A 13,290-nucleotide genomic window follows, 5' to 3' on the forward strand; every position below is an offset into this window, starting at 1 on the left:
GCATTGCAGTCGTATCGCCAACCGGGTACGGTCGGATGCAATGCACGTGCATTGCAAAGGAAGAGGCGTCCCATGCAGATCATCCCCCTGTCCGACATCACCGCCGACCTGCGCGACCTCGTCGGCGGCAAGGCAGCCGGCCTGGGGGACCTCATCCGGCACGGCGAGCGCGTCCCGCCCGGCTTCTGCATCACCACCGAGACCGACCTCGACGCCCTCCCCGAGGCGGAGATCATCGACGCCTACCAGCGCCTCGGCGGCGGCCCGGTGGCCGTACGCTCCAGCGCCACCGCCGAGGACCTGCCCGACGCCAGCTTCGCCGGCCAGCAGGACACCCTCCTCGACGTCACCGGCGCCACCGACCTCCTCGCCGCCATCCGCGCCTGCGGACAGTCCCTGCACGGCCCCCGCGCCACCGCCTACCGCGACGCCCACCACATCGACCACGACACGGTCCGCATGGCCGTCGTCGTGCAACAGATGATCGCCCCGGCCGTCTCCGGAGTGCTGTTCACCGCGAACCCGCTGACCGGCTGCCGTACCCAGATGATGGTCGACGCCGCCCCGGGACCCGGCACCGCCGTGGTGGACGGCGCCACCGCCGCCGACCACTACGTCCTCGACGGATCCGACCAGCCCGCCAGGGGAGTCCTCACCCCGGCGCACCTCGCCGACCTGCACGCCGCAGGCGTCCGCATCCAGGGCCACGCCGGCAGCAACCAGGACATCGAGTGGGCCATCGACGAGCAGGACACCCTCTGGGTGCTCCAGTCCCGGCCCATCACCACCCTGTTCCCCCTGCCACCGGCCACCGACAAGCCCCAACCCCGCGTCTACCTCGAGTTCGGGCACGTCCAGGGCATGCTCCAACCCGTCACCCCGATGGGCATGTCCACCCTCAGGGAACTGATCGCCGCCATGCTCGCCCCGCTCGGCCTCAAGGTCGAGATCGTCGACATCGGCGGCCGCCTCTACGGTGACCTGACCGACCTCGCCCGCGACCGGTCCGCCCGCAAGCGCCTGGTCAAGCTCATGGCCGTCGACTTCGGCCCGCGGGCCCAGGCCGCCATGGAACACGTCCTGGCCGACCCCCGCTTCGCCCCGCTCGAGCGCGGCGCCACCCGCGCCCGCACGGCGAACCCCGACGCCCTGCGTACGGCCGCCCGCGCAGTCACCGGAATCCTGCGTACCCTCGCCCGGCCCGACGCCGCCCGGACCCGCCTGTTCCACGCCGTCGACCGGATGCGGCTCGCCTCGACCGCATTCGACGGGCCGACGACCACCACCGCCGACCGGCTGCGCCTGGTCCAGACGCAGGACGCGACGGACAGCCACGACGAGATCACGTGGCCCGTCGTCGCCGGCATCCTGGCCGCGTCCGTGCCGTCGCATCTCCTGAAGGGCCTCGTCGCACCGGACGAGATCCAGCGGGTTCTCGGCGGCATGCCCCACAACGTGACCATCGAGATGGACCTCGCGCTGTGGCGCATCGCCGAACGCGCCACCGAGCACCGCCGCCTGCTGCTGGACACACCCCCGCACCGGCTGGCGCTCCTGCACCGCCAGGGGAGACTCCCCGACATCGGGCTCGCCGCGTTCCTCGACAGCTACGGCCACCGCGGCGTCGCCGAAGTCGACCTCGGCGTACCGCGCTGGGAGGAGGACCCGACACCGATCTTCGCGATGCTCGCCAACTACCTCCGGCTCACCGACGCCGACCAGGCCCCCGACCGACGCTTCGCCCGCGCCGCCGCCACCGCCGAGGCCACCCTCGACGGCATCGCCACCCGCGCCCGCCGCCGCCGGCCCGTACGCGGCCGGCTGGCCGTGTTCCTCCTGCGCCGGGCACGCGAACTGGCCGGCCTCCGCGAGGCGGGCAAGTTCGCCGGCCTCTACCACCTGCGCGAGAGGCGACGCCACCTGCTGCTCATCGGCGCCGACCTCACCGCCGCCGCCCTGCTGGAGCACCCCGACGACATCATGTTCCTCACCCTCGACGAGGTCCACGACGCCGTGCACCGGGGCACCGACCAGCGACCGACGGCCGCCGCCCGCAAGGTCGTCCACCACCGGGAGTTGCGCCGCAGGACGGTGCCCGTGGCCCTGCTCTCCGACGGCACCGACGTCGAGACCGTCCTGCCGGCCGCACCCGCCACCGGCACCGCGCTGCGGGGCGTCGGCGCGGCCCCCGGCCGGGTCACCGGCCCCGCCCGGGTCGTCCACGACCCGGCCACCGCCCACCTCGAACCGGGTGACATCCTCGTCGCCGCCACCACCGACCCGGGCTGGACCCCGCTGTTCCTCACCGCCGCCGCGCTGGTCACCGACACCGGCGCCATCATGGCCCACGGACCCACCGTGGCACGCGAGTACGGCATCCCGGCCGTCATCTGCGTCCCCGACGCCACCCGCCGGATCACCACCGGACAGATCATCACGGTCGACGGCGCGACCGGGACCGTCACCCCGCACGAGGCCACCGCACCCGCCGTACCCGAGCCGAGCCCGACGCCGAGCCGAGGATGAGGACGACCATGACCGACACGACGACCCGCACGCCCGGCCGCGCCGGCCCACTCCTGCGCCGGGCCGTCGCCACCGAGGGCGCCATGTGGCGCAGCCTGTACCTCTGGGCGCGACGCCGACCTTCGGCCCTGGAACCGGGCGACGCGCCGTTCAGCTACCTCGGTGTCGTCAAGCCGATCCTCGGCGTCCTCATCGGACTGTCCGCCGTGGAGATCCCCATCTTCGACCTCATCGTCAGCAACGTGATTCCCTGGCGCCCGGCCCGCTGGATCGTCGGTGTCCTCGGCATCTGGGGCCTGCTCTGGATGGTCGGTCTCTTCGCGAGCATGAGCATCCACCCCCACACCGTCGGCCCGCGCGGCATCCGGATACGCCTGAACGCCGCGATCGACGTCACCGTGCCGTGGGACGACGTCGAGGCGGTGCACGCCCGCTACCGCTCGCTGCCCTCCGGCCGGTCCGTCCAGGTGGAGCCGGACGGCGACCGTCAGGTGCTGCAGTTCGTCGTCGCCAGCCAGACCAGCGTCGACATCCGGCTACGCCGTCCGCTCACCCTCGACCTGTCGAAGGGCAGGACTGAGCCGGTCGACGAGGTGCGCCTCTACGCCGACGACCCCGACGGCTTCGTCCGCCGCGCCCGCCAGTTCACGACCTCGGTTTGAAAGCATCGCTGCCATGCCCAAGAAGGTGGACCGTCAGGAGCGACGAACGCTCATCGCCGACGCGCTGATGCGGGTCGCCGCACAGCAGGGCCTCGAAGCCGTCAGCCTCCGGCACGTGGCGGCAGCCGCCGGCGTCTCGGCGGGAATGGTGCAGCACTACTTCCGCACCAAGGACGAGATGATGGCGTTCGCGCTGTCGGTGGTACGCGACCGCAGCCAGGCCCGCATCACCGAAGCCCTCGCCGCCCTGGGCGAGAACCCCCCGCCACGACTGCTGCTGCGGACGATCATCGCGACGCTGCTGCCGCTGGACGACCAGTCCCGTGACGACGGGCGGGTGGCGTTGGCATTCCTCGCCTACACCGCCGTACGCCCGGAAGCCGCCTCCACGCTGCGCGACGACAACGCCGAGATGACCGGCTTCATCGCCGGACTCCTGCCCGGCCCGCACGCCGAGGACACCGCCGCCGGTCTGCTGGCGCTGATGGAAGGACTGGGCGTCCACCTCCTGGGCGGCCACTACCCACCCCAGCAGGCGCTGCGCGTCCTGGACCAGCACCTCGACATGATCTTCAGTCAGGGCGACCAGGCCAGGGCGGCGCGCGACCCACGACGGTAGGCGATCCTCGGCCAGATATGGCACGATCTCCCAGGTGACCAGCACCTCGGCCGAGGCACACCACCTGCGCGACCTCGCGCGACTGCGCCGGGTCCGCGACCGGATCGACCGGGAGTACGCGCAGCCGCTGGACGTCGAGGCGCTCGCCCGCGGCGTGAACATGTCGGCCGGGCACCTCAGCCGCCAGTTCCGCCTGGCCTACGGCGAGTCGCCGTACGCGTACCTGATGACGCGGCGCATCGAGCGCGCCATGGCGCTGCTGCGTCGGGGTGACCTCAGCGTCACCGACGTCTGCTTCGCGGTCGGCTGCTCGTCGCTGGGCACCTTCAGCACCCGCTTCACCGAGCTGGTCGGTGTGCCCCCGAGCACCTACCGGACCCGGGGAGCACGCCCGACGGCGGACATGCCGGCCTGCATCGCCAAACAGGTGACCAGACCGATCAGAAATCGAGAAGCACGGGTGGCGGGGCCGCAGCTAGCCTGACCGCCATGGGACCGAGCGGCCGTGTGGCCGGGTTCGCCGCGCACACCGGCCTCGACCTGCGCGCTCGCCACGCCGTACCGCCGGGCCTTCTCCCGTCCCCGGCCCCGGGCCGGACCGGGAGCCGACGCGCGACGGTCCCGGGTCGGTCTGACACCCACGGCTCGGATCGAGCCCGGCGACGCCGACGGACACCGCGAACGCGGCTCCGCCCGACAGATGGAGACACATGAGCATGGCCACGAGGACCGACACCGGGTCGACCGAGCCGCACCGCGCCGACCGCCACGATCTGATCCGCGTGCAGGGCGCCCGCGAGAACAACCTCAAGGACGTTCACGTCGAGATCCCGAAACGCCGCCTGACGGTGTTCACCGGCGTCTCCGGCTCGGGCAAGAGTTCCCTGGTGTTCGGCACGATCGCCGCGGAGTCCCAGCGGATGATCAACGAGACGTACAGCGCCTTCGTGCAGGGGTTCATGCCGAACCTGGCCCGGCCGGACGTCGACCTGCTCGACGGGCTGACCACCGCCATCATCGTCGACCAGGAGCGGATGGGCTCCAACCCCCGCTCCACCGTGGGCACCGCCACCGACGCCAACGCGATGCTGCGCATCCTGTTCAGCAGGCTCGGCACGCCGCACATCGGCCCGCCCAACGCGTACTCGTTCAACGTCCCCTCGGTGAAGGCCAGCGGTGCGATCACCGTCGAGCGCGGCGCCGGCAGGACGAAGACCGAGAAGGCGACCTTCAACCGGCTCGGCGGCATGTGTCCGCGCTGCGAGGGGATGGGCGCGGTCACCGACTTCGACCTCTCGGCCCTGTACGACGACTCCAAGTCGCTCGGCGAGGGCGCCCTCACCATCCCCGGCTACAGCATGGAGGGTTGGTTCGGTCGCATCTTCGCCGGCAGTGGCTACTTCGACATGGACAAGCCGATCGCCCGGTACACCAAGAAGGAACTGCACGACCTGCTCTACCGGGAACCGACGAAGATCAAGGTCGACGGCATCAACCTGACCTACGAGGGCCTGATTCCCAAGATCCAGAAGTCGATGCTCGCCAAGGACGTCGACGCCATGCAGCCGCACATCCGGGCCTTCGTGGAGCGGGCGGTGACGTTCACGACCTGTCCCGAGTGCGACGGCACCCGCCTCACCGCCGAGGCCCGGTCGTCCAGGATCAACGGGAAGAACATCGCCGACGTCTGCACCATGCAGATCAGCGACCTGGCCGACTGGGTCCGCAAGCTCGACGAGCCGTCGGTGGCTCCGCTGCTCACCGGTCTGCAACACCTCCTCGACTCGTTCACCGAGATCGGACTGGGCTACCTCTCGCTCGACCGGCCGTCGGGCACCCTGTCCGGCGGCGAGGCGCAGCGCACCAAGATGATCCGCCACCTCGGCTCCTCGCTCACCGACGTCACCTACGTCTTCGACGAACCCACCATCGGGCTGCACCCGCACGACATCCAGCGCATGAACGACCTGCTGCTGCGGCTGCGGGACAAGGGCAACACGGTTCTCGTCGTCGAACACAAGCCCGAGACGATCGCCATCGCCGACCACGTCGTCGACCTCGGCCCCGGCGCCGGCACGGCCGGCGGCACCGTCTGCTTCGAGGGCACCATCGAGGGGCTGCGGGCCAGCGGCACCCTCACCGGCCGCCACCTCGACGACCGGGCCACCCTCAAGCAGACCGTACGGAAGCCCACCGGCGCGCTGGAGATCCGCGGCGCGAACGCCCACAACCTGCGCGACGTCGACGTCGACATTCCCCTCGGGGTGCTCTGCGTGATCACCGGCGTGGCCGGTTCCGGCAAGAGCTCGCTGGTGCACGGTTCGATCCCCGCCGGCGCCGGCGTGGTGTCGATCGACCAGGGCGCGATCCGCGGCTCACGCCGGAGCAACCCGGCGACGTACACCGGACTCCTCGACCCGATCCGCAAGGCGTTCGCGAAGGCCAACGGCGTGAAGCCGGCGCTGTTCAGCGCCAACTCCGAGGGCGCCTGCCCCGCCTGCAACGGGGCCGGCGTCATCTACACCGATCTCGGGATGATGGCCAGCGTCGCCACCACCTGCGAGCAGTGCGAGGGCAAGCGGTTCCAGGCGTCGGTGCTGGACTACCACCTCGGTGGCCGGGACATCAGCGAGGTGCTCGCGATGTCGGTGACCGAGGCCGAGGAGTTCTTCGGCGCCGGCGAGGCGCGGATCCCCGCGGCCCACGCGATCCTGCACCGGCTCGCCGACGTCGGGCTCGGGTACCTCAGCCTCGGTCAGCCGCTCACCACCCTGTCCGGCGGCGAACGGCAGCGGCTCAAGCTGGCCACCCACATGTCCGAGAAGGGCGGCGTCTACGTCCTCGACGAGCCGACCACCGGCCTGCACCTCGCCGACGTCGAGCAGCTGCTCGGCCTGCTCGACCGGCTCGTCGACTCCGGCAAGTCGGTCATCGTCATCGAGCACCACCAGGCGGTCATGGCCCACGCCGACTGGATCATCGACCTCGGCCCCGGCGCCGGCCACGACGGCGGCCGGATCGTCTTCGAAGGCACACCCGCCGACCTCGTCGCCGCCCGCTCCACCCTCACCGGCGAGCACCTCGCGGCCTACGTCGCACCCTGACCCCGGTCGTCGACGCCGGCCCACCGCACCGGTGGGCCGGCACCGACATGACGCCCGGGGGAGTACCCGCCGTCAGGTGGTGACTCCGGTCGGCGGCGCATACAGGGCGGCCAGCTCGGCGGCGGTGGCGGCCAGCCGCTCGCGCAGCGCCGCGGGGGTCAGCACCTCCACGTCCGCGCCCAGCCGCAACAGGTCGCCGTGGGCGTGCGTGAGCGACTCGATGGGGATCACCGCGGTCACCCAACCGGCCTCGTCCGGCGGCCCGGCGGTCCCGTCGACCGCGGCGGCCACCAGCTCGGTGGCGACCTCCCGAAGACGCTGCCGGCCCCGGGGCGACAGCCGAATCGTCGCGTCGTCGCGGTGCAGCCCGGCGCGGAACCGCACCACGTGTTCCCGCCACCACGCCGGCAGGTCGAACGACGCCGGCCGGGCGAACTCCTCGTCCAGCGTGGCCAGCGACAGGATCTGGTTCACCCGGTAGGTGGCCGGAACGTCCCGCCCGGGCCGGCCGGCCACCGCGTACCACCGGCCGCCCTTGAGGACCAGCCCGTACAGCTCCAGCGTCCGGTCGACCTCGCCGCGCCAGCTGCGGTAGCGCACCCGGACCCGGCGCTGCCGCCAGACCGCCTCCGCCACCTCCGCGAGGAAGGGCGAGGCGTCGCCGTCGGCGTACCAGCTCGGGGTGTCGAGATGGAAGCGCTGCTCAAGCCGCGCGGCACGGTCGGCCAACTCCGGTGGGAGCGCGGCACGCAGCTTGAGCTGAAGGGCGGCGACGACGGCCCCGTAACCCAGCTCGGCGGCGGGCCCGGGCAGACCGGCCAGGAAGAGCCGCTCGGCCTCCTCGGTGGTCAGCCCGGTCAACCGGGTACGCCAGCCCTCGACCAGGTGGTAGCCCCCGGCGTGCCCGGCCTCGCCGTAGAGCGGGACCCCGGCGGCGTGCAGCGCCTCGACGTCGCGGTAGACGGTGCGGGTGGACACCTCCAGCCGCTCGGCGAGCTGAACGGCCGTCATCCGCCCGTGGCTCTGCAGCAGCAGCAGGAGGGAGAGAAGTCGACTGGCCCGCACTCTGCTGACAGTAGCTGTCAGGGGAGTGGCCGTACCGTCCCGGCATGGCTTTCCGAGACAAGGAACTGCGGGTGCTGGAACCGGTCACCCTCGGCGGACGCAGAATCAAGCGTTACCACATCGACCAGTCGGAACGCCGGCTCGAACCCGAGGTGCAGCAGGCGGCGTACGACTTCCTGCCCGGCCTGCTCCCGCCCGCCGGCGGGGACGGCACCCCCGCCGGCAGCTGGGTGGTGCTGCACCGCGGGGCGGACACCGGGGCGTACCTGCTGGCGTACAGCTGGTTCTTCGACAACGTCGTCGAGGCGCGCATCGCCGTGGCCGGCCAGCCGGCGGTCGGCTCACCCGACGACGATCCCACGCACTTCACCGACATGCGCCGACCCGGGGTGGGCTGCGTCTGGGAACTCGGCGTGCTGGAACACGAACGCACCGCCTGGATCCGGCACGTCCTCATCCCCGACCGGCCCGACCTCGACGGCTGGCTCGCCGACACCCGGGCCGAAGGACCGGTGGGACGCTGATGGGCGACTTCCACTTCCTGGTCGGCACCTGGCACGTGGCCAACCGACGGCTGGTGCGGCGACACGTCGGCAGCGACGAGTGGGACGAATTCCCCGGTTCCACCGTGGCGCGGAGCTTCTTCGACGGCGCCGGCAGCTTCGACGAGATCACCTTCCCCACGAAGGGCTTCGCCGGGTCCACCTACGGATCTTCGACCCGGCGAACGGAACCTGGTCGATCTACTGGATGAACAGCTCACGTGGGGTGCTGGAACTGCCCCCGGTGGTCGGTCGGTTCGTCGACGGCGTCGGCACCTTCCTCGCCGACGACGTCGACGAGGGCCGACCGATCCGGTGCCGGTTCCTCTGGTCGGCGATCACGCCGACGTCCTGCCGCTGGGAACAGGCGTTCTCCACCTACGGGGGACGCGGCTGGGAGACCAACTGGGTCATGGAGTTCACCCGGACGGGGCGGGACTGTACAAATAACGGCTGATCGACCGATCAAGGGGCTGCAACAGCTCACGAAGCGGGTCCGGGAGTCGGCGTCGGACGGTGAGATCACCGACCACGTCGGCTACGACAAGCACGACCCGGCAGGTCGGGGCAGCGGCAATACCCGTAACGGCAGCCGGAGCAAGACTGTGCTGATCGATGTCGGGCCGGTCGAGGTGCGGATGCCGCGCGACGCCGGCCCGGCAGGACCTGATCGGGTACTCGCGGACAAGGCCTACAGCTCCCGTGGTCGCGGATCGTGTCAGGCGCCGGCGGGTTCGCCGGTCTGCTCCCAGAGCGAACTCATCTCGTCGAAGGCCTGCTCCATGAGCTGCACCATGGCCTTCCGGGCGCGCTCGCCGTCGCGCCGCTGGATCGCCTGGGCCACCTCCGCGTGCAACTTGAGGGCCTGCTCGTGCGGATGGTGCGGCATGAGGTGGTGCTGGTGCCGGCCGGTGAGCACCTCCGCGACCAGGTCCTGCAGCCGGACGAACATCTCGTTGCCGGAGGCCACCAGCACCCGCCGGTGGAACTCTATGTCGAGCTGGAGGAAGCGCTCCTCGTCGCCGGCCTTGCCGGCGGCCCACATCTTCGCCGCGAGGCCGACGAGGTCGCTGGCCTCGTCGTGACCGACCCGCTCGGCGGCGAGCCATGCGGCGTGCGGCTCGACGGCGGTGCGCAGCTCGGTGATCGAGCGGAGCTGGACGATGCGGCCGGACGACGCGAGCCGCCAGCGGATCACCTGGGGATCGAACACGTTCCAGGCGTTCGGGGGGAGGATCATGACCCCGACACGGCGACGGGCCTCGATGAATCCGATCGAGGCGAGCACCCGCAGCACCTCGCGGACGACCGAGCGGGACACGGCGTAGCGCTCGACCAGGTCGTCGATATTGAGCACCGACCCCGGCGCCAGCTCGCCGCCGCAGATGGCCGTGCCGAGATGGTCGAGGACGCGTGCGTGCAGCCCTGCCTCGACAGGGGCGAGCTGGGCGCCGGCAAGCCCCGGGGAGGACTGTTTCACGTGGCGGATCATATCAGTTGGTTGCACCTCTTGTATAAGTCTGCTTTTTCGGCCTAACATCCCGAAGTTAAGCGGATGTAAACCGCGAGGTGGCGGCCCACCCGTCGGGGGACGAGGGCGGCGGCCACGGCCTCGGCCTCGGCATAAGGAGAGATGGACGTGAGACGTCGATCAGTAATCGGGAGTTCCCTGGCGATGGTCGTCGCCCTCGGCCTGTCGGCCTGCGGTGGCGGCGACGACGCGGGCAGCTCGAACACTGTGCGCGTGACGCTGGTCAACCATGTGTGGACGGAGAACATCAAGAAGGCCCTGCCGGAGTTCGAGAAGCAGTCGGGCCTGAAGGTGGAGGTCACCCAGCTCGGCGAGGACCAGCTCTCCGACCAGTACAACGTCAAGCTGAACGCCGGGTCCACCGATCTCGACGTGATGATGTACCGGCCGCTGCAGGAGGGGAAGCTGTTCGCCAAGAACAAGTACCTCGCCGACCTGAGCGACAAGACCAAGTCGGACAACGCGTTCGAGTTCGGCGACTTCCAGTCCGCACCGGTGCAGGCCACCACGTACGAGGACAAGGTGGTCGGCGTGCCGATCATCACCGAGCAGGAGGTCCTCTACTACCGCAAGGACCTGTTGGAGAAGTCCGGCTTCACCGCCCCCCCAAAGACCCTCGACGAGCTCAAGGCGCAGGCGGCGAAGGTCGAGGCCGACAACCCGGGCGTGGCGGGCTTCGTGTCCCGCACCGGCAAGGCGGCCGCGGTCACGCAGTTCTCCAGCTTCCTCTACAGCTTCGGCGGCGACTTCGTCGACGCCAGCGGCAAGGCGTCGGTCAACACCGAGCAGGCCAAGCAGGCGTACGCCTACTACGGCGGGCTGCTGCGTGAGCACGGCCCGGAGAACATCAGCACCGACATGAGCTGGTCCGAGGCGATGGCGATCTTCACGCAGGGCAAGGCGGCGTTCTACACCGAGGCCAACTCGCTCTACAAGAACGCCACCGACCCGACCAAGTCCAAGGTCTCCGAGACCGTCGGGTTCGCGGCCTTCCCGGCCGGCCCGGCCGGCTCGAAGCCGTACAACATCCCCTCCTGGGCGCTCGGCGTCAACGAGGCGTCCAAGAACCAGGACAACGCCTGGAAGTTCATCCAGTGGGCGGCCGGCAAGGAGCAGGCGCTGGCGCAGCAGAAGGCCGGCGTCCCCGGTGCCCGCACCTCGGTCTGGGAGAACCCGGAGGGCGCGGCGACCTACCCGAAGGACCTCGCCGAGGCCACCACGGTCAGCACCGCCAACGGCGTGGGTCACGACCGTCCGCTGGTCGAGAAGGTCGCCCAGGCGCGGGAGATCGTCGGTCAGCCGATCGTCGATGCGATCACCGGCAAGGACGCGGCCGCCTCGGCGGACGCGGCGAACGAGGCGTTCCAGAAGTTCCTCGACGACGAGGCGAAGTAGCCCGAAGCGCGGGCGGCGGAGCCGACCGGCTCCGCCGCCCCGCGCCGGGACGCTGGCCCTGACCCACCCGGAGACCTCATGTCAGCCGTCACCACACCAGTCAAAAGATCGCCCGAGGCGCGTCCGGCGTCCCCGCAGACCTCGGCCTGGTCGCGCTGGGCCAACGAGCACCGCAAGTGGCTCTTCGCGGCGCCCGCCATGTTGTTCGTCGCCGTGCTCATCGTCTTCCCGGTGGCGTGGACCGGGTACCTCAGCCTGACCGACGCCGAGGGATCGGTGCGGGCCGAGAGCGAGTTCATCGGCTTCCAGAACTACCTCGACGTGCTCGGTGACACCGACCGGTTCTGGCCGGCCGTGTGGCGTACCGCCCTCTTCACCGGGGTCGTGCTCTTCTTCGAGGTCGTCCTCGGCATGGCCATCGCGCTGCTGCTGTGGCGGCCGTTCCGGGGAGAGAAGTGGGTCCGGGTCGCGATCCTCCTGCCGCTGGTGGCCACCCCGGTCGCGGTCGGCATGATGTGGCGGCTGATCTTCGACCCCAACATCGGGATGGCGAACCAGGTGCTCGGCTGGGTCGGCATCGACCCCCAGCCCTGGCTCTCCGGGCAGAACTCGGCCCTGCCCACGACGATGTTCATCGACATCTGGCAGTGGACGCCGATGGTCGTGCTCATCCTGCTCGCCGGCCTGACATCGCTGTCCGACGAGCCGCAGGAGGCGGCGCTGATCGACGGTGCCAGCACCTGGCAGCGGTTCCGGCACGTCACCCTGCCGCTGCTGATGCCCACCGTGATCGTCGCGATCCTGCTGCGCGGCATCGACGCCCTGAAGACGTTCGACATCCTCTACGCCACCAAGGGGCGCGGCGGCGGGTCGTTCCACGAGGTGGAGACCCTCAACGTGTACGCCTACGGGCTCAGTTTCGACTACAACGACTACGGCGTCTCATCGACCGTCCTCATCATCTTCTTCCTGATCATCATCGGGGTGATGTGGGCCCTGACCTACCGCAAGAAGGGGCTGGACCGATGAAGCTGCGCAGGCCGTACAAGACCTTCCGGACGGTGGCCCTCGTCCTCGTGGTGCTGTCGCTGCTGGCGCCGCTGATCTGGATGATCGCCGCGTCGTTCAAGACCAACGTCGACATCTACGACACCGACAAGGCGTTCGCCTTCTCCCCGACGCTGGACAACTACACCAACGTGCTCCAGCAGGCGAACTACGTCCAGTTCATCGGCAACAGCCTCTGGGTGGCGCTCGCCGCCACCGTGCTGTCGCTCCTGCTCGGGGTGCCCGCCGCGTACTCGATGAGCCGCTTCAACATGAAGAAGTCCGCGCTGGTCGTGCTCATGGCGCGGGTCATCCCCGGCGTCTCGCTGCTGGTGCCCTGGTACTACGTCTTCTCGAACCTGCAGATGGTCGGCGGATTCACCGTGCTGATCCTCAGCCACATGTTCGTGTCGCTGCCGCTGATCGTCTACATCATGATGGGCTACTTCGACGGCCTGCCGACCGAACTCGAGGAGGCGGCGCTGGTCGACGGGCTGACCCACATCGGCGCGTTCCGGCGGATCACCCTGCCGCTGTCGGTGCCGGGCATCGCCACCGCCGGCATCCTGTCGTTCATCTTCTCCTGGAACAACTTCATGTTCGCCCTCGTGCTCTCCGGGGCCGACACCAAGACGCTCCCGGTGGCGATCTTCGACTTCGTCGGCTACGCCAGCATCGACTGGGGCGGCCTGATGGCGGCGGCCACCGTGGTCACCCTGCCGATCATGCTGATCGCCCTGTTCGTGCAGAAGTACGTCGTCTCCGGCCTCACCGCCGGCGCCACGAAGGGCTGAGGACA

Annotated in this window: 13 protein-coding genes and 1 pseudogene; 12 read left to right on the forward strand and 2 right to left on the reverse strand. The window is 70.3% G+C overall.

What is annotated here, in order from left to right; translation table 11 throughout:
* Positions 1-72 precede the first annotated feature (72 nt).
* From ACIBR0_RS19135 to ACIBR0_RS19155, 5 genes are all read left to right on the forward strand, one after another.
* Positions 73-2,526, forward strand: a complete 2,454-nt coding sequence (locus ACIBR0_RS19135) for a PEP/pyruvate-binding domain-containing protein (protein WP_396717291.1) — start codon at positions 73-75, stop codon at positions 2,524-2,526.
* An 8-nt stretch (positions 2,527-2,534) separates the two neighbouring features.
* Positions 2,535-3,188 carry a hypothetical protein gene (locus tag ACIBR0_RS19140; protein ID WP_396717293.1) on the forward strand — a complete coding sequence of 218 codons (654 nt, stop codon included), beginning with the start codon at positions 2,535-2,537 and terminating at the stop codon, positions 3,186-3,188.
* A 13-nt stretch (positions 3,189-3,201) separates the two neighbouring features.
* Positions 3,202-3,807, forward strand: a complete 606-nt coding sequence (locus ACIBR0_RS19145) for a TetR/AcrR family transcriptional regulator (RefSeq protein WP_396717295.1) — start codon at positions 3,202-3,204, stop codon at positions 3,805-3,807.
* A gap of 34 nt (positions 3,808-3,841) precedes the next feature.
* Positions 3,842-4,291: a helix-turn-helix transcriptional regulator gene (locus tag ACIBR0_RS19150; protein ID WP_396717296.1), complete on the forward strand. Its 450-nt coding sequence runs from the start codon at positions 3,842-3,844 to the stop codon at positions 4,289-4,291.
* Positions 4,292-4,517: 226 nt separating this feature from the next.
* The gene (locus ACIBR0_RS19155) at positions 4,518-6,911 is read left to right on the forward strand and encodes an ATP-binding cassette domain-containing protein (RefSeq protein WP_396717298.1); all 2,394 of its coding nucleotides are present in this window, start codon (positions 4,518-4,520) and stop codon (positions 6,909-6,911) included.
* A 72-nt stretch (positions 6,912-6,983) separates the two neighbouring features.
* Here the strand turns inward: ACIBR0_RS19155 and ACIBR0_RS19160 are convergent, their stop codons facing one another.
* Positions 6,984-7,976, reverse strand: a complete 993-nt coding sequence (locus ACIBR0_RS19160) for a helix-turn-helix transcriptional regulator (protein ID WP_396717300.1) — start codon at positions 7,974-7,976, stop codon at positions 6,984-6,986.
* A gap of 44 nt (positions 7,977-8,020) precedes the next feature.
* On the opposite strand from ACIBR0_RS19160, the gene ACIBR0_RS19165 reads away from it, so the two are divergent.
* The 4 genes and pseudogenes from ACIBR0_RS19165 to ACIBR0_RS19180 form a co-directional block, all read left to right on the forward strand.
* The gene (locus ACIBR0_RS19165; protein ID WP_396717302.1) at positions 8,021-8,500 is read left to right on the forward strand and encodes a hypothetical protein; all 480 of its coding nucleotides are present in this window, start codon (positions 8,021-8,023) and stop codon (positions 8,498-8,500) included.
* Complete coding sequence (locus ACIBR0_RS19170; protein ID WP_396717304.1) at positions 8,500-8,730, forward strand: hypothetical protein; 231 nt, start codon at positions 8,500-8,502, stop codon at positions 8,728-8,730. The genes ACIBR0_RS19165 and ACIBR0_RS19170 overlap by 1 nt, the downstream gene beginning before the upstream one ends.
* Positions 8,727-8,975: a hypothetical protein gene (locus ACIBR0_RS19175; RefSeq protein ID WP_396717306.1), complete on the forward strand. Its 249-nt coding sequence runs from the start codon at positions 8,727-8,729 to the stop codon at positions 8,973-8,975. The genes ACIBR0_RS19170 and ACIBR0_RS19175 overlap by 4 nt, the downstream gene beginning before the upstream one ends.
* Before the next feature lie 16 nt (positions 8,976-8,991).
* Positions 8,992-9,156 (forward strand): annotated as a pseudogene (locus ACIBR0_RS19180) (transposase); the annotation flags it as partial.
* An 80-nt stretch (positions 9,157-9,236) separates the two neighbouring features.
* On the opposite strand, the gene ACIBR0_RS19185 reads toward ACIBR0_RS19180, so the two are convergent.
* Positions 9,237-9,998: a FadR/GntR family transcriptional regulator gene (locus ACIBR0_RS19185; RefSeq protein ID WP_396717308.1), complete on the reverse strand. Its 762-nt coding sequence runs from the start codon at positions 9,996-9,998 to the stop codon at positions 9,237-9,239.
* A gap of 159 nt (positions 9,999-10,157) precedes the next feature.
* Between ACIBR0_RS19185 and ACIBR0_RS19190 the strand changes: the two genes are divergently transcribed.
* From ACIBR0_RS19190 to ACIBR0_RS19200, 3 genes are all read left to right on the forward strand, one after another.
* Positions 10,158-11,444 carry an ABC transporter substrate-binding protein gene (locus ACIBR0_RS19190; RefSeq protein ID WP_396717310.1) on the forward strand — a complete coding sequence of 429 codons (1,287 nt, stop codon included), beginning with the start codon at positions 10,158-10,160 and terminating at the stop codon, positions 11,442-11,444.
* A gap of 78 nt (positions 11,445-11,522) precedes the next feature.
* Entirely contained in the window at positions 11,523-12,473 is a 951-nt protein-coding gene (locus ACIBR0_RS19195) for a sugar ABC transporter permease (RefSeq protein ID WP_357033549.1), read from the forward strand.
* Positions 12,470-13,285, forward strand: a complete 816-nt coding sequence (locus tag ACIBR0_RS19200) for a carbohydrate ABC transporter permease (RefSeq protein ID WP_396717313.1) — start codon at positions 12,470-12,472, stop codon at positions 13,283-13,285. Before ACIBR0_RS19195 ends, ACIBR0_RS19200 begins: the two co-directional genes overlap by 4 nt.
* The last annotated feature ends 5 nt before the right edge of the window (positions 13,286-13,290 follow it).

It is taken from the genome of Micromonospora sp. NPDC049497, assembly GCF_044465805.1.
GTDB lineage: Bacteria > Actinomycetota > Actinomycetes > Mycobacteriales > Micromonosporaceae > Micromonospora.